The 25,334-nt window shown below is 60.2% G+C and carries 22 protein-coding genes and 2 pseudogenes; 8 read left to right on the top strand and 16 right to left on the bottom strand.

The window, feature by feature from the left end; all coding sequences use genetic code 11:
• A pseudogene (locus tag ATY79_RS09045) lies at positions 1 to 114 on the top strand (IS5/IS1182 family transposase); the annotation flags it as partial.
• Positions 115 to 260: 146 nt separating this feature from the next.
• Here the strand turns inward: ATY79_RS09045 and ATY79_RS09040 are convergent.
• Positions 261 to 998 carry an SDR family oxidoreductase gene (locus ATY79_RS09040; RefSeq protein WP_088703577.1) on the bottom strand — a complete coding sequence of 246 codons (738 nt, stop codon included), beginning with the start codon at positions 996 to 998 and terminating at the stop codon, positions 261 to 263.
• Between ATY79_RS09040 and ATY79_RS09035 the strand changes: the two genes are divergently transcribed.
• Entirely contained in the window at positions 880 to 2,034 is a 1,155-nt protein-coding gene (locus ATY79_RS09035; RefSeq protein WP_245312331.1) for an AraC family transcriptional regulator, read from the top strand. The two genes, ATY79_RS09040 and ATY79_RS09035, sit on opposite strands and share 119 nt — an antisense overlap.
• 202 nt (positions 2,035 to 2,236) lie before the next feature.
• Here the strand turns inward: ATY79_RS09035 and ATY79_RS09030 are convergent, their stop codons facing one another.
• From ATY79_RS09030 to ATY79_RS09010, 5 genes are all read right to left on the bottom strand, one after another.
• The gene (locus ATY79_RS09030; RefSeq protein ID WP_088703575.1) at positions 2,237 to 3,490 is read right to left on the bottom strand and encodes an ATP-binding protein; all 1,254 of its coding nucleotides are present in this window, start codon (positions 3,488 to 3,490) and stop codon (positions 2,237 to 2,239) included.
• A 139-nt stretch (positions 3,491 to 3,629) separates the two neighbouring features.
• Positions 3,630 to 4,244 (bottom strand): YigZ family protein, encoded by a 615-nt coding sequence (locus ATY79_RS09025; RefSeq protein ID WP_088703574.1) that lies wholly within the window; start codon positions 4,242 to 4,244, stop codon positions 3,630 to 3,632.
• 105 nt (positions 4,245 to 4,349) lie between these two features.
• Positions 4,350 to 4,667, bottom strand: a complete 318-nt coding sequence (locus ATY79_RS09020) for a plastocyanin/azurin family copper-binding protein (RefSeq protein WP_088703573.1) — start codon at positions 4,665 to 4,667, stop codon at positions 4,350 to 4,352.
• 11 nt (positions 4,668 to 4,678) lie between these two features.
• Entirely contained in the window at positions 4,679 to 5,203 is a 525-nt protein-coding gene (locus ATY79_RS09015) for a DUF4142 domain-containing protein (protein WP_088703572.1), read from the bottom strand.
• An 87-nt stretch (positions 5,204 to 5,290) separates the two neighbouring features.
• Positions 5,291 to 5,986 carry an RNA polymerase sigma factor gene (locus tag ATY79_RS09010; RefSeq protein WP_088703571.1) on the bottom strand — a complete coding sequence of 232 codons (696 nt, stop codon included), beginning with the start codon at positions 5,984 to 5,986 and terminating at the stop codon, positions 5,291 to 5,293.
• 242 nt (positions 5,987 to 6,228) lie between these two features.
• Here ATY79_RS09010 and gabD point away from each other — a divergent pair, with 242 nt between their 5' ends.
• The 4 genes from gabD to ATY79_RS08990 all read left to right on the top strand — a co-directional run bounded on the left by gabD (position 6,229) and on the right by ATY79_RS08990 (position 12,934).
• A complete protein-coding gene (gene gabD / locus ATY79_RS09005; protein WP_088703586.1) occupies positions 6,229 to 7,683 on the top strand; it encodes an NADP-dependent succinate-semialdehyde dehydrogenase in 1,455 nt (484 codons plus the stop codon).
• A 407-nt stretch (positions 7,684 to 8,090) separates the two neighbouring features.
• The gene (locus ATY79_RS09000) at positions 8,091 to 10,040 is read left to right on the top strand and encodes a PrkA family serine protein kinase (RefSeq protein WP_088703570.1); all 1,950 of its coding nucleotides are present in this window, start codon (positions 8,091 to 8,093) and stop codon (positions 10,038 to 10,040) included.
• Between the two features lie 25 nt (positions 10,041 to 10,065).
• Positions 10,066 to 11,382, top strand: coding sequence for a YeaH/YhbH family protein (locus ATY79_RS08995; RefSeq protein ID WP_088703569.1), 1,317 nt, complete (start codon positions 10,066 to 10,068; stop codon positions 11,380 to 11,382).
• Positions 11,383 to 11,392: 10 nt separating this feature from the next.
• Positions 11,393 to 12,934 carry a SpoVR family protein gene (locus tag ATY79_RS08990; RefSeq protein ID WP_088703568.1) on the top strand — a complete coding sequence of 514 codons (1,542 nt, stop codon included), beginning with the start codon at positions 11,393 to 11,395 and terminating at the stop codon, positions 12,932 to 12,934.
• A gap of 73 nt (positions 12,935 to 13,007) precedes the next feature.
• Here ATY79_RS08990 and ATY79_RS08985 read toward each other — a convergent pair.
• Together ATY79_RS08985 and ATY79_RS08980 are read right to left on the bottom strand one after the other, a co-directional pair.
• Positions 13,008 to 13,205, bottom strand: a pseudogene (locus ATY79_RS08985) (arsenate reductase (glutaredoxin)); the annotation flags it as partial.
• Positions 13,206 to 13,280: 75 nt separating this feature from the next.
• The gene (locus tag ATY79_RS08980) at positions 13,281 to 14,558 is read right to left on the bottom strand and encodes a DUF3422 family protein (RefSeq protein ID WP_088703585.1); all 1,278 of its coding nucleotides are present in this window, start codon (positions 14,556 to 14,558) and stop codon (positions 13,281 to 13,283) included.
• A gap of 854 nt (positions 14,559 to 15,412) precedes the next feature.
• Here ATY79_RS08980 and ATY79_RS08975 point away from each other — a divergent pair.
• Both ATY79_RS08975 and ATY79_RS08970 read left to right on the top strand, forming a co-directional pair.
• The gene (locus ATY79_RS08975) at positions 15,413 to 15,874 is read left to right on the top strand and encodes a mobile mystery protein A (protein ID WP_088703567.1); all 462 of its coding nucleotides are present in this window, start codon (positions 15,413 to 15,415) and stop codon (positions 15,872 to 15,874) included.
• Positions 15,871 to 16,467 (top strand): mobile mystery protein B, encoded by a 597-nt coding sequence (locus ATY79_RS08970; protein ID WP_088703566.1) that lies wholly within the window; start codon positions 15,871 to 15,873, stop codon positions 16,465 to 16,467. Before ATY79_RS08975 ends, ATY79_RS08970 begins: the two co-directional genes overlap by 4 nt.
• Positions 16,468 to 16,563: 96 nt before the next feature.
• On the opposite strand, the gene ATY79_RS08965 is transcribed toward ATY79_RS08970, so the two are convergent.
• The 8 genes from ATY79_RS08965 to ATY79_RS08930 form a co-directional block, all read right to left on the bottom strand.
• Positions 16,564 to 17,160 (bottom strand): DsbA family protein, encoded by a 597-nt coding sequence (locus ATY79_RS08965; protein ID WP_088703565.1) that lies wholly within the window; start codon positions 17,158 to 17,160, stop codon positions 16,564 to 16,566.
• 66 nt (positions 17,161 to 17,226) lie between these two features.
• On the bottom strand, positions 17,227 to 18,261 hold the full coding sequence (locus tag ATY79_RS08960) for an LLM class flavin-dependent oxidoreductase (RefSeq protein ID WP_088703564.1): 1,035 nt from the start codon (positions 18,259 to 18,261) through the stop codon (positions 17,227 to 17,229).
• Between the two features lie 16 nt (positions 18,262 to 18,277).
• Entirely contained in the window at positions 18,278 to 19,264 is a 987-nt protein-coding gene (locus ATY79_RS08955) for an ABC transporter substrate-binding protein (protein ID WP_245312330.1), read from the bottom strand.
• Between the two features lie 91 nt (positions 19,265 to 19,355).
• Positions 19,356 to 20,300: an ABC transporter substrate-binding protein gene (locus ATY79_RS08950; RefSeq protein ID WP_088703563.1), complete on the bottom strand. Its 945-nt coding sequence runs from the start codon at positions 20,298 to 20,300 to the stop codon at positions 19,356 to 19,358.
• A 92-nt stretch (positions 20,301 to 20,392) separates the two neighbouring features.
• Positions 20,393 to 22,168 (bottom strand): amino acid ABC transporter permease/ATP-binding protein, encoded by a 1,776-nt coding sequence (locus ATY79_RS31865; RefSeq protein WP_088703562.1) that lies wholly within the window; start codon positions 22,166 to 22,168, stop codon positions 20,393 to 20,395.
• Between the two features lie 37 nt (positions 22,169 to 22,205).
• Complete coding sequence (locus tag ATY79_RS08940; protein ID WP_088703561.1) at positions 22,206 to 22,763, bottom strand: GNAT family N-acetyltransferase; 558 nt, start codon at positions 22,761 to 22,763, stop codon at positions 22,206 to 22,208.
• Entirely contained in the window at positions 22,760 to 23,959 is a 1,200-nt protein-coding gene (locus ATY79_RS08935; RefSeq protein WP_088703560.1) for a M20 aminoacylase family protein, read from the bottom strand. The genes ATY79_RS08940 and ATY79_RS08935 overlap by 4 nt, the downstream gene beginning before the upstream one ends.
• A gap of 20 nt (positions 23,960 to 23,979) precedes the next feature.
• Positions 23,980 to 25,329, bottom strand: coding sequence for an LLM class flavin-dependent oxidoreductase (locus ATY79_RS08930; RefSeq protein ID WP_088703559.1), 1,350 nt, complete (start codon positions 25,327 to 25,329; stop codon positions 23,980 to 23,982).
• Positions 25,330 to 25,334: the final 5 nt, after the last annotated feature.

The following is a 25,334-nucleotide window of genomic DNA, read 5'->3' as shown; positions in this document are numbered from 1 at the left end:
TTCAACAAGATCAAACAGTTTCGAGGTATCGCTACGCGCTACGACAAGCGCCCGGAAAACTATCTTGCTGCTGTCAAACTCGTCGCCGCAAGGATCTGGTGTCAGAGTTTATGAGTCGACGGCCTAGGTCGATCATCCCATTCGGCGTAGAGATCGCGTTCATCAACGCTGTGGCAAGGAGAGCATCGCGCGCTGCCGACCAATCCAGGCTCTTCGCCGATCGACGCGTAAACGGCCGCATGCCGGAACTGGGCATTCGCCTACCCCTGAGCAGTCGGACGCACGACGATGTCGCCGACGTCCACGTCAGAAGGCTGGGCGATAGCGAACTCCACTGCGCCCGCGATCGCATCCGGGTCGAGCGCCACCGTTTCCATCCCGCGCGCGACCTGCTCACGCAGCGCCCGATCGGGAATGCTGTTGGCGAATTCCGAGCGCACGTAGCCTGGGGAAATGCCAGTGACGCGCAGTGTCGGTCCGGCTTCCTGGCGCAGTCCTTCCAGCAGCGTGCGCACCGCGTTTTTCGTCGCAGCGTAGACCGCCTGGCCGGGCACGATCCGTAGGCCCGCGGTTGAGATGATGGTCACGAACTGCCCGGCCTTCTGACTCCGGAAGACCGGCAGGGCGGCGGCGATGCCATAGAGCACGCCGCGGAAGTTGATGTCGATCATTGCATCCCAATCATCCAGCAGCAATTCGTCGAGCTTGGAAATCGGGCCGATACCGGCGTTGGAGACCAGCACGTCGAGGCGGCCGAACTCATTGCAGGCCAGGTCCACCAGCGCCTGCATGGAGGTGCGGTCCCGCACATCCGTCTGGCGGAAGACGGCGCTACCGCCCCCCGCCTCGATCTCACGCTGAAGGGCTTCGAGTTGTTCGGTGCGGCGCGCGCCAAGCACCAGCATTGCCCCGTGGGAGGCCAGCCGCAAAGCAGTGGCACGTCCGATCCCGCTGCTCGCCCCTGTGATTGCGATCACTTTGCTCTTTACGTTTTCCATCGCCGTTCTCCATTTCGACTGGAGCAAAGGTATTGCCTGCGATCCGGCTTATCTATATCGTTCTGTCCTTAGTTTTGTTGAGATCGTCCGAAATATGACCGATGCCCTGACCTCGATCTTCAGCCTGCTCGATCTGCGCAGCGCCCGCTGCACACGGCTCGAAGCGGCGGGCGCCTGGTCCTTGCGGTTTCCCGAGAAGCTGGCACTGAAATTCGCCGCGGTGATCCAGGGCGAGTGCTGGATGCTGCATCCCGATCATCCCCCCGTGCAGATGGCGCAGGGCGACGTGTTCCTGCTGTCGCAAACGCCCGCCTATGTTCTGGCGAGCGATCCACAGCTTCCCCCAGAAGACGGCGCGAAGGTGATCGACTGGGAAAGTTCGGATGTCGGACGCTACGGCGGGGCAGACACGGTGCTGCTGGGCGGCAGTTTTCGGGTGAACCCACTGCACGAACACTTGCTGACAGAGGCGTTGCCACATCTGATGCTCCTGCCTCGGGACGCCCCGGCAGCATCGACGCTGAGCCGGACCCTGGAGATCATGGAAGGCGAGTTCCGTCAGATCCGGATGGGATCGGACCTGATCCGGCGCCATCTCGCTGATATGCTGCTCGTACAGATGCTACGCGCCTTTGCCGAGCGCGACGTGCAGGGGATGGATCGGCGGCCGCCGAGCCGGAGCTGGATCGGCGCGCTGACTGACCCGCGCCTCGGAGCGGCGCTCGACCGCATCCATGCTGAACCTGGGCGAAGCTGGACGGTGAAGGCTCTCTCCGAGGTCGCCGGCATGTCGCGTACGTCCTTCGCAGAAGCCTTCCATGTCGCGATTGGGCAGACCCCGATCGACTACGTCACCAGGTGGCGGATGCAAATCGGTGAAGATCTCATTCATCAAGGTTTGGGCATCGCTGATGTCGCTGCAACGCTCGGCTATGGATCTCAAAGTGCATTCGGAACCGCGTTCAAGCGCATCAAAGGTTGCTCCCCGAAAGTCGCGACAAGACAATCTGCGCGCTCAACGGGCGAATGGAAATAGCGGCTCGGTCCCAAACCCATCCAATCTCGGTGATGTGCGAAAAACAGGTGATTCCAGACACCCGGGTCCCTCAGGGTATATCTGTGCCCATTTTTTTATGTGACGCCCCCATCCTAAGCATTTTCGTCTCGAGGCCACGTTTGATCGACTTGCAGACCGATTGGTTGACGCCGTTTGGTGCCGAGCGCCGCCCGCTCGCGGCTCACATTGTCCATAGAAGAGATAGCGGGGCGGCTTGGAGCTTTTCTCCAAATGGCGTCACTCGGTCGTGGTCGTGCAAGACGAGCCCTCGCACGAAACGATCGCCGACTGCGTCTTGTAACTGGCGCAACCCGCGGAAATCGTCAGATTTTACCGTTGCAGACGCCTTTACCTCTATTCCGACGATCCGACCGCGCCGATCCTCAACGATGACATCGACTTCATCCCGGTCTCTGGTCCGATAGTGCGAGAAGGATAAGCGCCGGTCTGACCAGGATGCCAGCTTCAGCAGTTCCGAAACCACGAAGCTTTCAAGCAGAGCACCAAAACGGCTTTTGTTGTCGCGCAATGCATCCGCTTCATCCTCTCGCAAAGTGGCAAGCAATCCGGAGTCCAGAAAGTGGAGCTTTGGTGTCTTGACGAGCCGGTTCAAGCGGTTGTTGGACCAAGGAACCAGTGTCCTGATCAGAAAGAGGCGCTCGAGGATAGCAACGTATTTCTGTGCGGTGATGCTCGACAATCCGAGCGCTGCACCGAAGCTGCTGTTATTCACCAATTGTCCGGCGTGCTCAGCAAGGACATCAAGCAGCCGCGGAAGCCGGTCCAACTGATCGATATTCGCGATATCGCGCACATCGCGATCGAGGATCAAATCGACATAATCTTCCAACCAGGCAGTCCGCCGGTCAGTCGTCGGCCGTCGCAATGCTTCTGGATAACCGCCCTGTAGCACCGTTCGCAACAGATCGTCCCCAACCACAGCATTCTCGCCGGCGGAAGGCTCTTCGCCCGCGAACAGCCGATCCAGCAGATGCCCCGGGGTGCCCCTGATTTCAGACTGGGCAAACGGCAACAATGGGACGACTGCCATACGACCGGCGAGCGAGTCCGCAATCGCCGGAACGGTGGCCAGATTGGCTGAGCCCGTGAGCAAGAACCGCCCGGGCTCGTCATCGCGATCCACGCTTTCCTTGATCGCCAGGATGAGTTCCGGCGCCCGTTGCACCTCATCGATCACGGCCCGTTTGATGCCTCGGATAAAGCCAATCGGATCGGTCCTTGCTGCATTGAGCGACCCAACGTCGTCGAGGGTAATATATGGACGATCGGAACCAACGATCTGTCGCGCGAGAGTCGTCTTTCCGGCTTGCCGCGGGCCGGCAATAAGCACTACACGTGTGTCAGCCAGCGCCGTTTCGACGATCGGTCGGGCTTTTCGTTCAATCAGCTTTTTCAGGAGCGGCGAGTTTGTCATTGGCAATTCTTAACCGAGTTCTCGGCTAATTTAAAGTGCGATCTCGGCTAATTTCAATTCACCGGCGGCTAGCTAATGGTGACGAAGGGATCGCCTGGCTCAATTTGCGCTCCTGATCACAGGCATTTGCCGGCGCGGATCACCAACCCGGCGGAATAACACTAGGCTGGTTTTTCAGGGCAAGCGCGCTCCGACCGCTTGTCGTATCGGCGATCAGCCGGGCAATTTCCTCCGATTTCGCCTCGGGGAAGCGCGCCCTGATCTGTGCACCGGTGCCGGTGAATGTCTCGCTGAGGACCTGCACGCCTTCAAAGGCCGTGAGCCTTGCCTTGAGAATCGCAAGATCGGAAAACCCGGCGCTGATCGTACCCTCCAAGGTTGGGACGACCTCGACCAGTTCGCCGGCCTTGAGGCAGGCGGCAGCCGTGCCGCCATAGGCACGGATCAATCCGCCTGTACCGAGAAGAACCCCGCCAAACCAACGCGTCACGATCACCAGGACCTTGTCGAGAGACTGACCGTCGATCGCCTGCAATATGGGCTTTCCTGCCGTTCCGCCTGGCTCTCCGTCATCGCTGAAGCGATACGCCTGGCCAATGCGCCAGGCCCAGCAATTATGATTGGCATCGCCATGGGAGTGCCGGCCAAGCGCCGCCTTCGCCTCGAGTTCGCTGGCGATCGGCAAACCGATCGCCAGAAAACGGCTTTTCTTCACGATCTCCTCGAGGGATATGGGACGTTCCAGCGAATACATGAACGCTGTATAGGACAGCGCGACCGCCGCGCGAAGATGGTTTCATGCAGCCATGGCGGATGTCGCGGCGAAGTGCAGCATGCATCGCAGCGATCGTAAACCTCGCTACTGTGCCGACACCGAGATACGACCCTTCATGTTCGGGTGAAACCGACAGTAATAGTCGATCGAGGTGACTGTCTTCAGCACGACGCTTCCTGATTTCCCGGGGGGAATGACCACCTCCCAGTCACCCTTTACCGTCGCGGTATGGGCGAGAACATCCTTGTTGATCCACTCGATCGTATCTCCCGGCCTTGCGTTGATCTCGGCAGGCGAAAACATCATCTTTTCGATGGTCACCGTGACCATTTCCGCCCGCACTGGAACGGCACCGAGGGCCAACGCAGCGACCGCAATGATCCACTGATGCCGTTTTAACATGCCGATATCTCCTACTTCAGATCGGCAGCGACATGTTCTGCATGCTGCTGATGACCCTGGAAGACCTTGAGCCCGGTTTGCAGCAGTTCCTTGAGCTCGCCATTGCTTGCCGACGGGATCAGCAGGGTCTCGAGCGCGCCGTTGACCTGCTTGTGGTAGGCGATTTCGTTGGCGACATAGGCCTTGTCAAAGCTTGCTCCGGTAAGTTTGGCGAGTTTCGCACGCTCGTCGGTCGCGGCCTTGGTCAGCGACTTGCTTGTGTCATTGTCTTCAGGCGTGACCTTGAGCTTCTTGACCAATGCGAGAGCCTGCTTGTTCACGGCCTCATGATCCCGCACCATATCCTCAGCGAAGGCGACAACCTCCTTGTTCTTGGATTTTGAGATCGCAAGTTTTGCAGCCTCAACATCGATGGTGCCAGCGGTATAGGCGATATGAGCGATCTGGGCGTCCGTCGGCTTGTCCGCAGCCCATGCCAAGGGCGTAAAGCCGAACATGCAAAGCGCAGTCAGGGTTGCAATCTGTCGAGTATGCATAAGAACCTCCTTCGCCCGAGCCGCAAGCCCGGGTGTTATTGTCTGGAACGAACATTGGATGCTGGTCAGACGATTAGGTTCCCGAAATTAGTCGGGAATACCGAGGCGGCTCAGCACCGCAGCCGTCAGACGCTCGCAACGGCGACCGGCAAAGGGAAATGCGGAAAGGAGCACTGGGCCGATCTTTTCGTCGAGGCGCTGCCGCACCAGCCGCCTGGCGCGATGCAGCCGGGTCTTGACGGTTTTTGCGCACAGACCAAGCAGTTGCGCTGTCTCCTCCACGCTTAGCCCCTCGATCACTCTCGCGACAAACACGGTTCGATAGATGTCGGGAAGCGCGTCGGTCGCCTCCTCGACCAGCTGCAAGATTTGTCGCTGTGCCATCGTCCTCTCCGGATCGCCGCCGCTGTTGTCGACAGGAAATTGGACAATCGTCGCTCCACCGCCTTGCTCCGCCGAAATTGCCACGCCCGCCGCACGTCTCCTTTTGCGTAGCCGCCCGAGTGCCTCGTTGATCACGATGCGTGACAGCCAGGTGGCCAGCGACGCGTCTCCCCGGAAGCGATCGAGGTTCGCAAATGCCCGCACATAGGCTTCCTGAACGACGTCCTCGGCCTCGCTGTCGTTGCGAACGACGCTTCTTGCGAGCCTGAAAAGCCGCTGATTATGGGAGGTCATGATTGCGCGAAATGCATGGCGATCGCGTGCAACCGCGAGACGCACCAGCTCGACATCGGCAAGTGTGTCGAGCCTTTCTGTCCGATCGGTTCGAATGTGCGACATCATTATCTCCTTACCACGGCTATAGATGGCGCTCGATCCGAAAGGTTCCCGAAAATCCTGCGCCTGTCCTCAGGTTGTCAAGAACGTCTCTCCGTCACGGTCAAATCTTGCCGCTCTTGTACATGCTGCTGCATGCTGCGACCGTTTTTGGGTGGATGAGTTTGACACGGCGGAAAAGATGCCGACATTGCCTAAAGGCTTCACAGAAGCGGGACCGACACAATTTGGATGGGATGAACAAGATGAACCTCAAGGACCCGACACTCTTTCGTCAGGCAGCTCTCATCGGCGACAAATGGATCGAGGCCGATCCCTCGAATGCGATCGAGGTCAACAACCCGGCCACCGGCGAGGTCATTGGTCGGGTGCCGAAGCTTGGCGCGGCGGAAACGAAAGCGGCGATCGAGGCGGCACGCATTGCCCAAAAGGGCTGGGCGGCACGCACCGCCAAGGAGCGCTCCGGCATTCTTCGCAAATGGTTCGAGCTGATGATCGAGAACAAGGATGATCTTGGCCGCATCCTGACATCAGAGCAGGGCAAGCCGGTTGCCGAAGCAACCGGTGAGATCGTCTATGGTGCAAGCTTCGTCGAATGGTTCGCGGAGGAAGCACGGCGCGTCTACGGCGATCTCATTCCCGGCCACCAGCCCGACAAGCGCCTCATGGTGATGAAGCAGCCGATCGGCGTCGTTGCCGCCATCACCCCTTGGAACTTCCCGAACGCCATGATCACGCGCAAGGCTGGACCGGCCTTGGCTGCCGGATGCGCCATGGTGCTGAAGCCGGCCAGCCAGACGCCGTTCTCGGCCATTGCGATTGCTGTTCTTGCCGAGCGCGCCGGACTTCCGAAGGGGCTGTTTTCCGTCGTCACCGGCTCGGCCCGCGAGATTGGCGCCGAGATGACCGGCAATCCGAGCGTGCGCAAATTGACCTTCACCGGCTCCACCGAAATCGGCGCCGAGCTTTACAAGCAAAGCGCTCCAACGATCAAGAAGCTCGGGCTGGAGCTCGGCGGCAACGCCCCGTTCATCGTCTTCGACGACGCTGATCTCGATGCCGCCGTCGAGGGTGCACTGATCGCCAAGTTCCGCAACAACGGCCAGACCTGCGTCTGCGCCAACCGGCTCTACGTGCAGGATGGTGTCTATGATGCTTTTTCACAAAAGCTCGCGGCAGCCGTCGGCAAGCTGAAGACCGGCAACGGCTTCGACGAGGGTGTCATTCTGGGGCCGCTGATCGACCAGCCGGCGCTGGAGAAGGTCGAGGAGCACGTTGCCGACGCCCTTGCCAGGGGGGCGCGTGTCATCCAGGGCGGAAAACGCCATCGCCTCGGCGGCACCTTCTATGAGGCGACGGTGCTTGCCAATGTCACGAAGGAGATGGCGGTTGCCCGCGAGGAGACCTTCGGGCCGGTGGCGCCGCTCTTCCGCTTCAAGGACGAGGCCGATGTGATCGCCCAGGCCAACGACACCGAGTTCGGCCTTGCCTCTTACTTCTATGCCAAGGATCTCGCCCGGGTGTTCCGGGTCGCAGAGGCGCTCGAATACGGCATGGTCGGCGTCAACACCGGGCTGATCTCGACGGCCGAAGCACCCTTCGGTGGCGTCAAGCTCTCCGGCCTCGGACGCGAGGGCTCAAAATACGGCATCGAGGAATTTATGGAGATTAAATACGTCTGCCTCGGCGGCATCAGCTGAACACCCGAACCGGGCGGGGACCGGAAGGTCCCCGCACCCTTTTAGGTAGGGATGGCAAGGGTCTGGAGGCTGCCATCCACTGCAATGCGACCAGTCAAAAGTGTAATTTTGTTCGCCGGCGTAGCGTTGTATCAACCGAAATTACGCCGTTCCTACCGATAGCGTGATTACCTTACCCATGGTTATTGCACGTCTTTCGTGCCATATTAGCAATCAGCACTGCTCAACATTTGAGTCGCGATCGAGCGCAAGAATGGAGACGACAAAGATGCTATATGGCCTTCCCAAGCCAATTTCGAACTCCTCTAAGTATTTGAAGGAACGAATACTAGGTTCTGCCGTTTTCTCAACAGGCGCGCCGACAGGGCAGCGATCCCGTCTTAACCAGCCGGCCGCGGGAGAGCATCATGCAAAAAGGTGAAAGCGACGTCTTCGATCTTTTCTCGGAAATTTACACAAGCGCCGCGCAAGAAGAATTGAGCCTGCAGGAATATCTGCTCGCCTGCCGCGATGACAAAAGCCTATATGCGACGGCACAGGAACGGATGGTCGAGGCAATCGGCGAGCCGACGCTGATCGATACCAGCGCAGATGAGCGGCTTGGCAGGATTTTCGCCAACCGCACCGTCAAGATCTACCCATCCTTCGCTGATTTCTACGGAATGGAAGATACGATCGAGCGGATTGTCGGCTACTTCAGATATGCCGCGCAAGGGCTCGAGGAACGCAAGCAGATCCTCTATCTGCTTGGGCCGGTCGGGGGCGGCAAATCCTCCCTTGCCGAGCGCCTCAAGAGACTGATGGAGTTGCGCCCGATCTACACCTTGGCCGTCAACGGCAAAATCAGTCCCGTCTTCGAGTCCCCTCTCGGCCTCTTCCATCCCGAACGGATGGCAGGGCTGTTGGAAGACAAGTACGGGATTGCACGGCGGCGGCTCACGGGCCTGATCTCGCCCTGGGCAACAAAACGGCTCGACGAGATCGGCGGCGACATTTCGAAGTTCAGCGTCGTCAAGCTGACGCCCTCCCGTCTGCGGCAGATCGCAATCGCCAAGACCGAACCGGGCGACGAGAACAACCAGGATGTGTCGGCGCTTGTCGGCAAGGTTGACATCCGCCAGCTTGAAAACTTCAGCCAGGCCGATCCGGACGCCTACTCCTATAGCGGCGGACTGAACAGAACGACGCAAGGACTTCTCGAATTCGTCGAAATGTTCAAGGCGCCCATCAAGGTGCTGCACCCGTTGCTGACTGCGACGCAGGAAGGCAGCTACAACGGCACCGAGAACTTTGGCGCCTTCCCCTTCCAGGGCATCGTCGTTGCTCACTCCAACGAGTCCGAGTGGCTGCACTTCAAGAACAACAAAAACAACGAGGCATTCCTCGACCGCATCCTCGTGGTCAAGGTGCCCTATTGCCTGCGGGTCACCGAGGAGCGGCAAATCTACGAGAAGCTGCTGCGCGAGAGCGAATTGGCAAAGAGCCCGTGTGCCCCCGAAGTGCTCGAAAATCTCAGCCGATTCACGGTTGCAACACGTCTCCACGTCCATGAGAACTCACCCCTTTACACCAAGATGCGCGTTTATGACGGCGAGAACCTGAAGGACACCGATCCCAAGGCCAAGTCCGTGCAGGAGTATCGCGATGCGGCTGGTGTCGACGAAGGCATGACGGGCATCAGCACGCGTTTTGCCTTCAAGGTTCTCTCGGAAACCTTCAATTACGACACCAAGGAGGTGGCAGCCGACCCCGTGCACCTGATGTACATCATGGAGCAGGCGATCCGACGCGAACAGTTCCCAAAGGAAACAGAAGCCCGCTACCTTGATTTCATCAAGTCCGAGCTTGCTGCGCGTTACGCCGAATTCATCGGCCATGAAATCCAGAAGGCTTATCTGGAATCCTACAGCGAATATGGGCAGAACCTGTTCGACCGCTATATCGCTTATGCCGATGCATGGCTGGAAGACCAGGACTTCAAGGACTACGATACCGGACAAATCCTCAACCGGGAAATACTCGACAGCGAGCTGTCGCAGATAGAGAAACCCGCCGGCATCGCCAATCCCAAGGATTTCCGCAACGAAGTCGTGAAGTTCACGCTACGCGCCCGCGCCAAGAACCATGGGCGCAACCCTGCCTGGACGAGCTATGAAAAGCTTCGCGAAGTGATCGAAAAGCGCATGTTCGGCCAGGTGGAAGATCTCCTGCCGGTCATCAGTTTCGGCTCCAAGAAGGACAGCTCGACGGAAAAACAGCACGCCGAATTCGTCCAGCGTATGACGCAACGTGGCTACACGGTTCGGCAGGTTCGGCGGCTCGTCGATTGGTACATGAGGGTCAACAAGGCCGGTTGACGATGCTGAACCGAGGGATTGGCAGATGCCGAATTTCATCGACCGCCGGCTCAACCCGAAGGACAAGAGCCTCGGCAACCGGCAGCGTTTCCTGAAGCGTGCCCGCGAGGAACTCAAGCGGGCCATCAAGGAACAGGTCAAGTCCGACAAGATTGCCGACGTGGACGCCGCCCATGGCGTCCCGATGCCGAAACGTGGCGCGGGAGAGCCGACCTTCCAGCCCGCCTCCGACAGCGGCGAGCGCGAGTATATTCTGCCTGGAAACAAGGAATACATGGCGGGCGACAAGCTGTCGCGGCCGCAGGGCGGTGGCGGCGGCAGCGGCCGTGGTGCGGGCCGCGGCGAGAGTGAGGATGACTTCCAGTTCATTCTGTCGCGCGACGAGGTTCTCGACCTTTTTTTCGAGGACCTTGAGCTGCCAGACATGGTCAAGCTGAGCCTCAAGGAAACGGTGACGTACAAGCCGCACCGCGTCGGCTTCAGCACGGCGGGAACACCCACGAACATCAATGTCGGACGGACCATGCGCAACAGCTTCGGCCGCCGCATGGCCCTACAGCGGCCGAGCGAAGCCGCAGTGAAGGCGATTGCGGACGAGATCGCCGCCCTGGAGGCCGAGAAGGACCTGTCTGCAGCCAACCGACGGCACTTGCAGGCGCTGCGCGAGGAACTCGAGCAGCTGGAGCGTCGACGTCGACGTATTTCCTATGTCGATCCGGTCGACATTCGCTTCAATCGCTTCGAGCGCCAGCCGCTTCCCAACGCCAGCGCCGTGATGTTCTGTCTGATGGATGTGTCGGCATCGATGGGCGAGCGGGAAAAGGATCTTGCAAAGCGCTTCTTCGTCCTGCTCCACCTGTTTTTGACCCGCCGCTATGAGCGGATCGATATTGTCTTCATCCGCCATACCGACGAGGCGCACGAGGTCGATGAGGAGACGTTCTTCTACAGCAAGCAGAGCGGCGGGACGGTCGTCTCCACCGCCCTTGAGGAAATGCTTCGCGTGATTGAGGAGCGCTATCCGGCACATCTATGGAACATCTACGCCGCGCAGGCCTCCGATGGCGATAACATCAGCGGTGATTCCGAACGCTGTGCGGCGCTGCTTCGCGATCACCTGATGCGTCTTTGCCAGTATTATGCCTATGTCGAGATCATCGACGAACGCGAAACGGAGATCTTTGGAACGACCGACAACGGTACGTCGCTGTGGCGCGCCTATCGCACGGTCGACGGGGAGGTGCCCAACTTCCAGATGACGCGGATCTCCCGACCAGCAGACATCTACCCCGTGTTCCGCAAGCTCTTTACCCGACAGCCTGCCCTGCGCACGCGCAAGTAAGGACGACCAGATGGCGAGACGCTCTAGTTCAGGCCTGCTGTTTGATGGTTCCGATTGGAATTTTGCGACCCTTTCACGCGCCTACGATGCCATCGAGGCGGTCGCGCTCGATGAGATGGGATTGGACGTCTATCCCAACCAGCTGGAGATCATTTCCTCCGAGCAGATGCTGGACGCCTATTCTTCGGTCGGCATGCCTTTGATGTACCAGCACTGGTCCTTTGGCAAACGCTTCATCTTCGAGGATCACCTCTACCGCAAGGGACAGCGCGGTCTCGCCTACGAGCTGGTCATCAATTCCAATCCCTGCATCACCTATCTCATGGAAGAAAACACCATGGCGATGCAGACGCTCGTGACCGCACATGCGGCCTTCGGCCATAACCATTTCTTCAAGAACAACTACCTTTTTCGCCAATGGACCGATGCCGGCGCAATTTTGAGCTATATGGACTTCGCGAAGAAATACATTGCCAAATGCGAAGAACGGCACGGGTTGAGCGCAGTGGAGGCGATCCTCGATTCAGCGCACGCCTTGATGGATCAGGGCGTCTTCCGTTACCGTCGCCCGCCCCGCCTCTCTTCGGAAAAAGTAAGGGAGCGCGCTCGGGAGCGCTTGGAATACGAAGAGCAGACCTATAGCGATTTGTGGCGCACGCTTCCGCTGGCAGCCGAAAGCCGCAACCCGGAAGATGCCGAACGCGACGCATCCGAACGCAAGAAGGTTCTCAATCTTCCGGAAGAGAACCTGCTCTACTTCCTGGAAAAGCACAGCCTCATCCTCGATCCCTGGCAGCGCGAGCTTCTCCGGATCGTTCGTGTCATTGCGCAGTATTTCTATCCGCAGCGCCAAACCAAGGTGATGAACGAGGGCTGTGCGACCTTCGTGCACTACACGATCATCAACCGCCTTTTCGACCAGGGCCGGATCAGCGAGGGGGCGATGCTGGAATTGCTGAAAAGCCACTCCAACGTCGTATTCCAGCCCGCTTTCGACGACCCGCGCTTTCCGGGCATAAATCCCTACGCCTTGGGGTTCGCGATGATGCAGGACATCGAGCGCATCTGCATGGAGCCGACGGAGGAAGATCGGGACTGGTTTCCGTCGTTTGCCGGCAACGGCGACTGGCAGGGGACGCTGCTCGACGCCTGGGCAAACCACCGGGACGAGTCCTTCATGCTGCAATATCTCAGCCCGGCGATGATCCGTAAGTTCCGCCTGTTTCTGCTTTCTGATCGCTCCACCGACAGCTATTGCGAAGTATCCGCGATCCATAACGAGCGCGGCTATTCAAAGATCCGGTCGGCACTTGCCCACAGCTATGATGTCGGCGCCAGGCAGCCCGACATTCAAGTTGTCGACGTCGACTTGCTTGGGGATCGGCAGCTTCGGCTTCAGCACAATGTGAAGCATGGCATCCTCTTGGAAGAGAGCAGCCGTGATGCCACGCTTGGCCATATTCGCCATCTCTGGGGCTACGACGTCAGCCTGAGCGGCGTCGATGACGCAACCGGCGCGGTTCTCTACGAGAGTTCAACAGCGCAGATCTGAAGCCAAATGGACCCAAAGCGACGTGTTGGTCTTGCGGTCAGCGAAAGCGCGCAATTCGCGTCGAGGATATGTTCGCATAGGGCGTCCCCTTTTCCCGAAGTGCTTGCCTAACCGTCAAACCGGCGTCGGCGGTCAACTGGACGAGTCGATCGCGGCTCGGTGGGTTTTTGACGTACTCGATGATATCAGTCTCGGTGCCTGAATTGCGGATCATGGCCGAGGTGTTGCGGGATGTGCCGCAACCCGGGTTGTGACAGATGCTGTCGTCCATGATGACTTCCTTAGGTCGTCGGCTGACGGCTCATGTCCTGACCGCGCCGGTGGCATCTTACCCCGCGGAAAAGCGTCAATGCCTGTCCTCTTCGGCATGTCTTCGCCTGATGCTTCGCACGACTAGCCACATGCCGGCAACCACGATCGGAACGGACAGGCCGGTCAACGTCTCGGGAGACACCTCGAAGCCAACATTGTGCGCACCTTTTGCCATGTAACCGAAGAGCCCAACCACGTAGTAGGAGATTGCCGCCACTGACAACCCTTCGACCGTCTGCTGCAGGCGCAACTGCAACTGCGCCCGACGATCCATCGAGTTTAACACCGTCGCATTGATACGCTCGAGTTCGACGTCGATCCAGCTTCGCAACAGGGCCGTTGCCCGGGCCAGTTTGCGCGAGAGATTCGCCTGGCGTTCCTCGACAGACTGGCAGGTTCGCATCGCCGGAGCCAGGCGCCGCTCGAGAAAGGAGCCAAGCGTCTCGCTGCCTGGTATCGCGGTTTCGGCCAAGGCGCGAATGCGTTCCTGGACGATCTCGTAGTAGGCGCGGCTGGCTCCGAACCGATAGAGGCTGAGCGCCGCATTTGCCTCGAGCTCGGCCGCCAGGCGCGTTATCTCCGACAGCATCTGGTCCGCCTCGTCGCGCGCATGCAGCTTCATGCGCTGCGTAATGGCGGTCAGGCCAGACTCGATCTGACGTATTTCGGGCGAGAGCGATTGCGCAAGCGGCAGGCCCATCATTGCCAGCGTGCGATAGGTTTCGATGTCGAGAAGGCGCTGGACCAGTGCGCCGCGCGCACTGTCGGACATGCCACGATCGATCACCAGAAATTTCGTCAATCCATCGCCGTCCTGGCGAAAGTCGGTGAGGATTGTTGCCTGGCCGTTTCTCAGTTCACTTCGACACAGGCTCGTCGGATCGAAAACGGTAATCTCCTGCGCTGTCTCTAATGTATCGGGCCGGATTTCCAGACGGATTCCCGATATGAAGGGCCCCGGCGGCGAAAAACCGTCGCCGAACGGATGAACGGCGATCGGTCCACCGAACCTGTCGGGCGCCGGACAATCCCAAAAGTAGGTCGAAAACTCCGTATGACGCTCCCAGCGCAGCGTTCCCTGGCCCCAGCTTATCGCATGATGGCTGGTTTCGCGGGCAGGTGGAGCAACACCGCTGGAGCGGGAAAAATCAGCAAGCATCTCATGGTCATTGTCCCCGGCGCTCTCCGTCAAAAAAGCCAGCTGGAAGATGACGCGTGGTGCCTGAACGAGCGCATAAGGTCGCGCATGAATTTCCCCCAAAGCGCGTCCTCGAAAATCCGCAGGGGGAAAGCCAAAGCTTCCTTGCGTCATGCGTGCGTTCCTTTCGGTGCGTTCATCACTGTCAATGCTGTAACCGGGCTTGGGCCGCGAGTGCAACTGAAGAAGCTTGATCGGTTCGCTTCCGATCGGCGTTGACACGTTCATGCGCCCCTTGCCGTTCGCAAGGAGATTTCGGATGTCCATGATGATATCCCCACCTCGGCCCCTCAGCCGGTGGCATGCAAGCATCTCGTCACAGGCCTGTCTAGCACGATAAGTCCGCGCGACCGTTTGCCACAGTCGGAGTAAAGGGCCGAGCGCCAAGCGTTTACGGTGAGATCCAGCGACCGGGGATTGCCTGGAAATCGTTGACGTGGTGCCGGTTGGCCCGGGCCTAAAAACGTCCGAGCGCGCGTTGAAGGCCGTCCAGGCGTCGTTTCGATTCAGGTGATCGGCGGCATCGAACCCTGGCTGCCGAGAGACGAGAGGCGTTCCTTGACTTCCTCCATCGACGAGGAGGCGCACGCAGCACCTGCTTGCATGAGGCGATATGAGAGAGAATCATGGAGGGCATAGCGTTGGTTTCCCGCTAAACAACGCCACGGTAGAACGTATCACGAACGCGGTCATGCCACTCGCTATTTTGCCGACAGGTTGAGCTGTTTTCGGGCGATCGCCTTCGTGGCGCGATCCCCCAAGAAGTCGCCGGAAAGGGCGATGTGATGTGCTCCCACCCGACCGGTGAAGTATGGGTCAGGCTGAAGTCTGATACTTAATCGATACAAATCAGGCTACAGACTGTTATCTGAATACCAAGAAGCAGCCTATAGACTGATAAATAGCAGTTGAAAATCAGCCCATAAACTGATATATGTGATTTAATATCAGTTTGCAGGCTGCAAAAAATGAAAAGTGACACCCGTAAAAGAGCACGGGGACGGCTTGACGAAAGACTTCAGGCGCTCCAACCAATTGATCGGTTTAGGGCACCGCCAAAGGGATGGATACGAGCGCTACGCGATGCCCTCGGCATGACGGGTGCGCAGCTGGGCGCGCGCATTGGAGTCCGGCCGCAAACCGTGGAATCAATCGAAAAGTCGGAAGCCGCCGGAACGATCCAACTCAATACCCTGCGCCGCGCCGCCGAGGCACTGGATTGCACGCTCGTCTATGCCCTCGTTCCAAACAGCTCGCTTGAAGCCGTTGTCGAGGCGCGGGCGCGCAAGATCGCGATACGCGAACTCCAGCGCGTCGCGCACACGATGCGTTTGGAAGCCCAGGGCACGGACAATGCGGATTTTGAATCTCGTGTCCAGGCATACATCCGCGACAGGCTCTCTGAGCGCGATCTCTGGAACGACGTATGACAGATCTATTCCAGGAACCTGAAGACGCGACGCCGCTTGAGCCGCAGGAACGAGAGGGTTTGCTCCAGACCTGGATCACTCACCGCCGCGACCTCAACGAAGCGGAACAGGAAAACATCGTCGAGGGCGCGGCTTGGGCGCGTGGCCGGCGGCGCTTGCCACTCGAACGGATGCTCAGCGAAGACTTCATGCGGACACTACATAAGCGGATGTTCGGTGACGTCTGGCAGTGGGCCGGCACGTTCCGGGCGACGGAGCGCAACATCGGCGTTCAGGCTTATCGTATTGGAATGGAGCTCGCGAGCTTATTGAGCGACGTCCGTTACTGGATTGAACACGAGACCTTTCCGCCGGATGAGATAGCAATCAGATTCCATCATCGCCTCGTCGCCATCCACCCGTTTCCGAACGGGAACGGGCGCCACGCACGTCTCGCGGCCGACCTCCTGATCGAGCGGCTTGGCGGTGATCCTTTTACCTGGGGCGGTGGCAGTCTGGCCAACGTTGGCGAATTGCGGGCACGCTATGTCGCGGCATTACGCGCCGCGGACAATCATGACATCGCTCTGCTTCTGGAATTCGCACGCAGCTAAGCGCAGAAATTCCCAGTTTCCGTCTGTTTCATCGCCTTGATTGGATTCGAACCCGCGTCGATTGGTTTTGGCTACAGTTTTTGGCTCGACCAGCTTCTAAGGCCTGTCGCCGCGGAGATGGCGTTCGAGAAAGGTCAGGTTGTCCTGGCCCCAATAGAGCTCACCGTCATAGACATAGCTGGGAAAACCGAAGACGCCGCTGTCGCGCGCATGCAAGCGGTCTGCCGACCATTTGTTCTGGACGTCGCCATCGGCTTGGCGCCTGAGAAGCGCTGCGCCATCGAAACCTGCTGCTGTAACGATCGCCTCGCGAACATCAGCCTTGCCGATATCCCTCGCCTCGCTCCAGAAAGCATGCTGCAGGGCACGGGCCACGCCAATCCAATCCTGCCCGTCGAGATAGGCGGCGATCACGAACAGGGATGCCGACGTCGGATCGCTGAGCTCCGGCCGATGTTCCAGCCGCAATTCCTTGCCACGCACGCGCGCCCAGCGTTTGAGGTCGCGCGTCCAATAAGCCCGGCGGATCTCCGGGCGGTTGCGCGAGAAAATGCCGCCATTCTCCTCGACCACTGTCGTCAGATAGGGCGTGACAACGACGTCGTTCTTCGCCGCCAGTTCGGTAAAGGCGTCGAAGCCGATGTGGGACCAGGGCGAGCCGATCGAAAAGAAATATTCCACCGATTTGGTCACTGACGAATGTTCCTCCTAAGATGATGGTTTGATGGCGAATGGGTGATTTCGTCTGCCGACGGCCCTTCAGGAAGCGGCCCGAAGTTCCGGCTGCGCTTTCCATCCGAGCTCCGGGGCGATTCTTGTGGCGAAGTCGTGGAGGATCTGGCGATATTCCTCGTGCACGAACTCGTAAGGAAGCTCTAGCCGCAGCTCGCTGACCTCCGGCAGGATCGGATCGGCGAAAAGTCGCTCCAGAATCTCGTCCGACGTGCCGACGATATCCCGGGCGAACAGGGTACGTCGCTCGCCCTGCGGCGAAAGCGTCCGCTCATGGCGGCCGCCGCCATAATCGCGGTAGCGGCGGCGCGTTGCCGCATCGGCGCTGTCGAAAGGCACGATGACGCGGCCGAGCGCGACGCGGCGCTGCGTTCCCGAATCGCGATAGGTTTTAATCAGCCTGGATTGGGCGACGAAGAAGTCGTCGGTCCCCTCCCCCGTTATCACATTGCCCGTCAACAGGTTGAAACCGTTGCGGCCCGCCCAGCTGGCCGAGTGCTGTGACCCGCCGCCATACCAGATCCGGTCGATCAGGCCTTTGGCATAGGGCTGCAGACGCGGACGCTGTGGGCCGAAGGGCGTCTCGATGAAGGTCTCGTCGTCGCCGAGATAGGCGCCGCGCAGATTGTCGGCAAAGCGCAGCACACGGTCATGCGAGAAATCGAAACACGTCCAGTCGCCATCGAAGGCGAGCGGGGCAATCAACTCGGCATGCAGCGGCCGGCCGGCGCTGACACCGATATTCAGCCGCCCGCGCGCGAGAACATCGACCGTCGCAAGGTCTTCGGCCAGCCGATACGGGCTTTCATAACCGATCGGAATGACCGCCGTTCCGAGCTCGATCCGGCTGGTGCGCTGGGTGGCCGCCGCCAGAAAGGCGCTGGCGGACGAGATCCCCGGCTCCAGATGCCGCTGGCGGACCCAGGCGCTGTCGAAGCCAAGCGCCTCGCCATAGTGCAGTTGCTGGAGCGTCTGCTCCAATCCCGACAACGGATCATCATCGGAATAGTTGCCGGGGGTGAGGAAGCCGATGTGGCTGATGGACATATTGCGACCGCTCATGACTTGCTTCCCGCAATCAATATTTCGGCAGGCCGGGCGGATTGGTCTCGGATGCTGGCAGAGCTTCCTCGGAAAGGTGCCAGTGAGCGAGAATCCTGGCATAGGTGCCATCCTTAATGAGGCGATTGGTGGCGATAGTCAGCGCATCGGCCAGTCCGCTTCCCTTGCGGGTGGCGATGGCGACGTCGGAACGATCCGGCCAGCCGGCGCTCAGCGTGCCCACCGGCTTGATGTTCTTGTCGCGCGCCGCGATGAAGACGAGCTGCGCGTGCGGCTGGACGATGACATCGGCTCGACCGGAACGCAGCGCGAGAAGGCTCGCCGCCTCGTCGTCGTAATATTGCAGTTCGATCGGCTTCAGGCCTGCGGCGACGTCGTCTTCGCTCCACTTCACCAGGATACGCTCCTGGTTGGTGCCGGCGCCGACGATGATCCTCAGGCCGGCCGCGTCCTTCGGCTCCTTGATCGAGGTGATGGAACTATCGGATTTCACGAACAAACCGTGCAGGCCCTGGCGATAGGTGGAGAAATCGAACTTCTCCTTGCGCTGCTCGGTGACGCCGACATTGGAGATGACGGCGTCATATTTGCCGGAGGTGAGGCCGAGCGGCCAGTCGATCCAGGCGACCGGCACGATCTCCAGCGTCAGGCCGAGGCTGTCGGCGATGGCGGAGGCATAGTCGGGATCGGCTCCGGCCACGGTCTTGGCGTCCGTGGCATAGGTGGCAAGCGGCGGGCTGCCGGGGCTGACGGCGATGGTGAACTTGCCCGGTGTGACGAACTTGAATTCCCTAGGGATTGCGGCAACGGCCGCATCGTTTTTGGCGGCATGAAGCCGGCTCGGCTGTTCCGGGCTGAGGTCGAAATCCTCAGCCGCATGGGCAGCGCCGAAACCAGTCAATGCTGACGCCAGGGCTACGAAGAGCAATGTGCGAGATTTGGGAAGGATCGTCACGTCCGATATGTCTCCGTTTGCATCGAGAAGCGGGAGCGGAGCGCTCATGTGGCGGTTTGGGTTCAACGACATGCATAAAAACAAAAATTTAAAGCGCGTCGCATGATTCCGCTCGAACGCGACGCGCTTTAGATCGACGTTACGAACCGCTCTTCGGCAGGCCGGGCGGGTTGGTCTGAGCCTTGTCGATCGCCTCAGGACCGAGGTTCCACGTATCGAGGATCTTCTTGTAGGCGCCGCTGGCGATTAGGTCGTTCACGACATCGGTCAAGGGGGCTGCAAGACCGCTGCCCTTGCGTGTGGTGACGGCAATTTCTGCGGTGATCGGCCAACCGCCGCTGACGGTGCCGACGAGCTTGGTCTTGCCGTTTATCCCGGCAGAATAGGCCTGCGTCGCGTTCACGCTGAAGACGGCATCGGCGCGGCCGGACTGCACGGCAAGAGTCTTGACCGCATCGTCGTCGTAATATTGCACCTCGATCGGCTTGAGGCCCGCCGCGACGTTCTGTCGGTCCCATTCCAGCAGGATCTTCTCCTGGTTGGTGCCGGCATCGGTAATGACCTTCAGACCGGCAATGTCCTTCGGCTGCTTGAGCGCCGTGATCGGGCTATCGGCCTTTACGTAGAAACCCAGCTCATCCTTGCGGTAGGTCGAGAAATCGAATTTCTCCTTACGCTCTTCCGTAACCGTGACGTTCGAGATCACCGCGTCGAACTTACCGGAGGTGAGCCCCAGAGGCCAATCCGCCCATGCGACCGAAACGAGATTGAGCTTCAGGCCCAAACTGTCGGCGACCGCCTGCGCGAGATCGACGTCATAGCCGATGACGGTCTTGGAATCGGAGGCATAGTCGTGCAGCGGCAGATTGCCGCTCGAGCTGATGCCGACGGTGAAAACGCCGTTTTCGACGAACTTGAAGTCCTTGGCTTCGGCGATGCGCTTGTCGTTCTTTTCCACCCGCAGCCGGTTCGGCTGTTCGGGGCTGAGATCGAATTTCTGCTGCGCCTGAGCGGAGCCGAAACCGACCGCGGCGACCATGACGGCTCCTGCTATCAGAAGCCTTGCCCTATCTTTCAATGTCATGCCCCTTCTCCATTACATCCATAGGTTGTAGTTATTGTCATTCAGCCGGAGCAGCCCGTCGCGGCCCGGCATTTCGCCAGCGCTGTCAGGCGCTAGAGAACCTTGGCGAGGAATTCCCGTGTTCGGGGATGCTCCGCCTGCGTGAAGACGCGGGCCGGCGGGCCAGCCTCGAGAATACGGCCGCCTTCCATGAAGACGACGGTGTCGGCGACCTCACGGGCAAAACCGATTTCATGGGTGACGATGACGAGCGTCGTGCCGGTACGGGCAAGCTCCTTGATGACATCGAGCACTTCGCCGACGAGTTCCGGATCGAGCGCGGAGGTCGGCTCGTCGAAGAGCAGCACCTTGGGGCGGAGCGCCAGCGCGCGGGCGATCGCCACGCGCTGCTGCTGTCCGCCGGAGAGCTGGCGCGGATAGGCATTGATCTTGTCGCTGAGGCCGATGCGTGCCAGCAGCTCCTGCGCCAATTGCACGGCTTCCTCGCGGCTGACGCCGCGCACCTGAATCGGCGCTTCGATGAGGTTTTCGAGCACGGTCAGATGCGGGAACAGATTGAAGCTCTGAAAGACCATCCCGATATCGGCACGGCGTTTGAGAATATCCTTTTCCTTAAGCTCGTAGAGCGTATCGCCGCGCCTGCTGTAGCCGACGAAATCACCGTCGACGGAGATGAAGCCTTCATCGACACGTTCCAGATGATTGATGGCGCGCAGCAGCGTCGACTTCCCCGAACCGGAAGGGCCGAGGATGGCGGTCACGCTGCCGGCGGGGAGGCTGAGTTCGACATCATCGAGCACCTTCAGGGAGCCGAAGCTCTTCGAGATACCGTGGACGCGCACCGCGCCGCCCGCCGCCCGCAACGCCGCCGCATCCCGGAAGCCGATCTTGCGCACGGTGTCGGCGGTCGTCTCAAAGACCGGCAGCGGACGACGGAAGCGCTCGAAAAATGCCTGGAAGGGCAGCGGTGTCGGATTGCGCACCGCTCCCTTGGAAAAATAGCGCTCGATATAGTGCTGAGCGAGCGACAGCCCCGTCATGATGATCAGATACCAGACGGTCGCCACCATCAGCAGCGGAATCACTTCGAGATTGCGGCGGTAGATCACCTGGACCGTGTAGAAGAGTTCCGGCAGCGCCAGAACGTAGACCATGGACGTGCTTTTCGCCAATCCGATGAGTTCGTTGAAGCCGGTCGGAAGGATCGAGCGCATAGCCTGCGGCAGCACGATACGGAAGGCCTGGCGCCGCCGCGGCAGTCCGAGAGCGGCGGCGGCCTCCAGCTGTCCATGATCCACCGAGAGAATGCCGCCGCGCACGATTTCCGCAAAGAAGGCCGACTGGTTGAGCGTCAGGCCGAGAAAGGCGGCGGCAAAGGGCGTCAGCAGTTGCACTGTCGGATAGTCGATGAAGACCGTTTCGGTGAAAGGGATGCCGATTTTGATCGTCTCGTAGAGATAGCCGAGATTGTTCAGGATCAGCAGCAGCACGATGACCGGGATGGAGCGCAGCAGCCAGATGTAGCCCCAGGAGAGGCCGGAGAGCAGCGGCGACTTGGAAACACGGGCAAGCGCCAGAGCCGTTCCGAGAATGGAACCTGATATGGCGGCAAGCACGGTCAAGAGCAGCGTCCTGCCGAGGCCGACGAGCACCGGCTCGGCAAAGAACCATTCGCCGAAGACGCCCCAGCCCCAGCGCGGATTGGTGAAGGTGGAATAGAGCACGGCGACGATGACGAAGGCGGCGAAGATCGTGCCTGCCAGGCGCCCCGGATGGCGCGCCGGCACGATGCGGTAGCGGGAATAGTCCTTCGATTCTGCCGTCCTGCTGCCGGGGTCGATGCCGGCAAAATCCGTCGTCAGTGCCATTGTGCTTCCCTTTTTTGATTGTCGGTCTTTGCCGTTTTCAGTGATTTGCGCCGGCGAGACGCAGGCGCGGTTCCGCGTCTTCGAGAGCAGGCTCGGCGAGATGGGTGATGTCCTTCTCGAAGGGCAGGCTCTTGTAGATTTCGGGATCGGCTGACGTGTCGAAGAGAGCAGTGTAGCCATAGTTCAGATAGAGGCCGACGGCCTCGGGCTGGCGAAAGCCGGTCGTCAGGTAGATGCGGACATAGCCTTGGCGGGCGGCCTGGGCTTCCAGTTCCACCAGCACCGCCCGGGCAAGGCCCTGGCGGCGCAGATCGGAGCGCGTCCAGATGCGTTTGAACTCGGCCGTGCGCTCGTCATAGTGCTTGAAGGCGCCGCCGCCGATGGTTTCGCCATCGCGAATCAGCAACAGAAAATTCCCGTAGGGCGGGGCAAAGGCTTCGGGGGGATAGCGGTTGAGCTCGGCCGCAGCACCTTCGGCATTGAAATAGGTGCCGTAGCGGCTGTCATACTCATGGATCAGTTCATCGATCAGCGGCTTGGCGCGCGGGTCGAGAGGGCTGGTATAGAGAAACGTATCGCTCATATCGTTCATCACCCGTTGTCATCAGTGAGGAAAGTTTCGGCGAGCCGCACCCAGTAGCGGGCGGCGGGCGCGATGATTGCGTCGTTGAAATCGTAGTGGGCGCTATGAAGAGGCGCGCTGTCGCCATTCCCGATGAAGAGGTAGCTGCCGGGGTTGGCCTGCAGCATGAAGGCGAAATCCTCGCTCGCGGTCCGCGGCCGGAAATCCTTCTCGATCGCGGCGAGACCAAGCGCGTCATAGGCGACGTCACCGGCAAACGCCGTTTCCTTGGCGTGGTTGACCAGCGCCGGAAAGCCGAGTCGGTAGTTCACGTCCGCCTCGGCGCCGAAGCTTTCGGCCTGGGCCCGGGCAAGGGCTGGAATGCGCTCTTGCAGCAGCTGGCGAACCTCCTCGCTGAAGGCCCGCATGGTGAGTTTCATCTCCACGTTCTCAGGGATGACATTCGAAGCCGAGCCCGCGTGGATCGAGCCAACGGTGACGACCGCCATGTCCTGCGGATCGACATTGCGCGAGACGACGCTCTGGAGGGCGGTGATAAAGGAGGCGGAAGCCAGCACCGGATCGACGGCGCGATGCGGCTCGGCGCCGTGTCCGCCCTTGCCGACGATCTTGATGACCGCCTGATCGACAGACGCCATGGCCGGGCCGGTGACGAAACCGAACTGGCCCGTCGGCACACCGGGCCAGTTGTGCAGTCCGAAAACCGCATCGACCGGAAATCGTTCGAACAGGCCTTCCGAGATCATCTTGCGGGCGCCGGCGCCGATTTCCTCGGCGGGCTGAAAGATCAGCCTGAGGGTGCCGTTGAAACGACCGTTTTCAGCGAGATAGCGGGCGGCGGCAAGCAGGATCGCGGTATGCCCGTCATGGCCGCAGGCATGCATGACGCCGGGATTGCTGCTGGCATAGGCAAGGTCGGTCGCCTCCTCGATCGGCAAGGCATCCATGTCGGCACGAATGCCGATCCGCTTCCCGCCCGCACCGCGCCTGAGGGTGGCGACGATGCCGGTGCCGGCGATGCCCGTCGCCACCTCGTAGCCCCAGGAGGAGAGACGGGTTGCCACGAGCTTGCTGGTCCTGAGCTCCTGGAAGGCAAGCTCGGGATATTGGTGCAGATCGTGGCGAAGCGCGATGATCTCGTCGAGATAGGCGGCGATGCCCTTCTCGATCGGATCGTTGCTGCGCGGGTGCTGGGTGCTGGTGTCCATGGCGGTTCGCCGGCGGCGCCTCAGGCGCCTACGGCCCTTCCCTGTTCGACCTGTTTAGGCCCGGCCGCATACCGGCTTTCCCGGAACGGCAGGCCCAGGTGATCGCGCAGCGTTTCTCCCTTCAGGACCGGATTGAAATAGCCGCGCTCGGTGAGGATCGGCAGGACGTGCTCGGCGAAATCCGCGAAGCCTTCGGTGATGACGGGGAAGCCGAGAATGAAGCCGTCGGCGGCGCCGTGATCCACCCAGCGGATGATCTCATCGGCGATATGCTCCGCCGTGCCGATGAATGCGGTACGCGGCGTCGCTGAATCGAGCGCGACTTCGCGAAGCGTCAGCCCCTTCTCACGCGCCGTCTTCTTGATGCGGTCGGTGGTGGCGCGGAAATTGTTCCTGCCGATATCACCGAGCTCGGGGAACGGTTCATCGAGCGGGTAGACGCTGAAGTCATGGTGATCGAAGAAGCGGCCGAGATAGAGGAGCGCCTCCTCGATCGTGACGAGATTGCGGATTGCCTGATATTTTGCCTCCGCCTCCTCCTTGGTCGCGCCGACGATCGGCCCGATGCCCGGATAAATGCCGACCTCCGCAGCCAACCGCCCGTGTCCGATCACGCTGTCCTTGAGCTGACGGTAGAAGCCTCGCGCCTCTTCGAACGGCCCGCCATTGGTGAACACGGCATCAGCATGCTTGCCGGCAAGCCTGATACCAGAGTCCGAGGCGCCCGCCTGGAAGACGACCGGTTGTCCTTGCTTGGAACGGCCGATATTGAGCGGGCCCTCGACACGGAAGAAACGGCCCTTGTGGTTGAGGCGATGCATTTTCGCCTTGTCGACAAAGACGCCGGTCTCGCGATTGCGCACGAAAGCATCGTCGTCCCAGGAATCCCAGAGACCCTTGATCGCATCGATATAGTCCTCGGCAATCTCGTAGCGCAGCTCGTGCTCGGGATGCTCGCGATTATAATTGCGCCCCGAGCCCTCGAGCGGCGAGGTCACAGCGTTCCACCCTGCCCTACCACCGCTGATGAGATCGATGGAGGCGAACTGGCGGGCGATGGTGAATGGATCGCTGTAGGAGGTCGAAACAGTGCCGACGAGGCCGATCTTCGAGGTCGAGGCCGCAAGCGCCGAGAGAATGGCGATCGGCTCAAACCGGTTGAGGAAGTGCGGGATCGACTGCTCGTTGATATAAAGACCGTCGGCGACAAAAGCGAAGGCGATGCCGGCTGCCTCCGCCTTGCGCGCCGTCGCAACGAAGAAATCAAAATTGACGCTTGCGTCGGCCGGTCCGCTCGGATGCTTCCAGGCATTCATATGGCCGCCGGGGCCCTGCAGCATGATGCCGAACGTGACGTGCTTTTGAGCCATGGGAT

The organism is Rhizobium sp. R693 (assembly GCF_002211315.1).
Classification (GTDB): domain Bacteria; phylum Pseudomonadota; class Alphaproteobacteria; order Rhizobiales; family Rhizobiaceae; genus Rhizobium.
This window is presented reverse-complemented; position numbering and strand designations above follow the sequence as displayed.

What these genes read in the sequence shown, in the direction of transcription:
- ATY79_RS08970 (WP_088703566.1), top strand. Translation starts at nt 15,871, where the DNA reads ATGACAGATCTATTCCAGGAACCTGAAGACGCGACGCCGCTTGAGCCG.
- ATY79_RS08980 (WP_088703585.1), bottom strand. Translation starts at nt 14,558, where the DNA reads ATGACGCAAGGAAGCTTTGGCTTTCCCCCTGCGGATTTTCGAGGACGC.
- ATY79_RS09030 (WP_088703575.1), bottom strand. Translation starts at nt 3,490, where the DNA reads ATGACAAACTCGCCGCTCCTGAAAAAGCTGATTGAACGAAAAGCCCGA.
- ATY79_RS09040 (WP_088703577.1), bottom strand. Translation starts at nt 998, where the DNA reads ATGGAAAACGTAAAGAGCAAAGTGATCGCAATCACAGGGGCGAGCAGC.
- ATY79_RS31865 (WP_088703562.1), bottom strand. Translation starts at nt 22,168, where the DNA reads ATGGCACTGACGACGGATTTTGCCGGCATCGACCCCGGCAGCAGGACG.
- ATY79_RS09010 (WP_088703571.1), bottom strand. Translation starts at nt 5,986, where the DNA reads ATGTCGCACATTCGAACCGATCGGACAGAAAGGCTCGACACACTTGCC.
- ATY79_RS09025 (WP_088703574.1), bottom strand. Translation starts at nt 4,244, where the DNA reads ATGTATTCGCTGGAACGTCCCATATCCCTCGAGGAGATCGTGAAGAAA.
- ATY79_RS08930 (WP_088703559.1), bottom strand. Translation starts at nt 25,329, where the DNA reads ATGGCTCAAAAGCACGTCACGTTCGGCATCATGCTGCAGGGCCCCGGC.
- ATY79_RS08935 (WP_088703560.1), bottom strand. Translation starts at nt 23,959, where the DNA reads ATGGACACCAGCACCCAGCACCCGCGCAGCAACGATCCGATCGAGAAG.
- ATY79_RS09015 (WP_088703572.1), bottom strand. Translation starts at nt 5,203, where the DNA reads ATGCATACTCGACAGATTGCAACCCTGACTGCGCTTTGCATGTTCGGC.
- ATY79_RS08950 (WP_088703563.1), bottom strand. Translation starts at nt 20,300, where the DNA reads ATGACATTGAAAGATAGGGCAAGGCTTCTGATAGCAGGAGCCGTCATG.
- ATY79_RS08995 (WP_088703569.1), top strand. Translation starts at nt 10,066, where the DNA reads ATGCCGAATTTCATCGACCGCCGGCTCAACCCGAAGGACAAGAGCCTC.
- ATY79_RS09020 (WP_088703573.1), bottom strand. Translation starts at nt 4,667, where the DNA reads ATGTTAAAACGGCATCAGTGGATCATTGCGGTCGCTGCGTTGGCCCTC.
- ATY79_RS09000 (WP_088703570.1), top strand. Translation starts at nt 8,091, where the DNA reads ATGCAAAAAGGTGAAAGCGACGTCTTCGATCTTTTCTCGGAAATTTAC.
- ATY79_RS08975 (WP_088703567.1), top strand. Translation starts at nt 15,413, where the DNA reads ATGAAAAGTGACACCCGTAAAAGAGCACGGGGACGGCTTGACGAAAGA.
- ATY79_RS08955 (WP_245312330.1), bottom strand. Translation starts at nt 19,264, where the DNA reads ATGAGCGCTCCGCTCCCGCTTCTCGATGCAAACGGAGACATATCGGAC.
- ATY79_RS08990 (WP_088703568.1), top strand. Translation starts at nt 11,393, where the DNA reads ATGGCGAGACGCTCTAGTTCAGGCCTGCTGTTTGATGGTTCCGATTGG.
- gabD (WP_088703586.1), top strand. Translation starts at nt 6,229, where the DNA reads ATGAACCTCAAGGACCCGACACTCTTTCGTCAGGCAGCTCTCATCGGC.
- ATY79_RS08960 (WP_088703564.1), bottom strand. Translation starts at nt 18,261, where the DNA reads ATGAGCGGTCGCAATATGTCCATCAGCCACATCGGCTTCCTCACCCCC.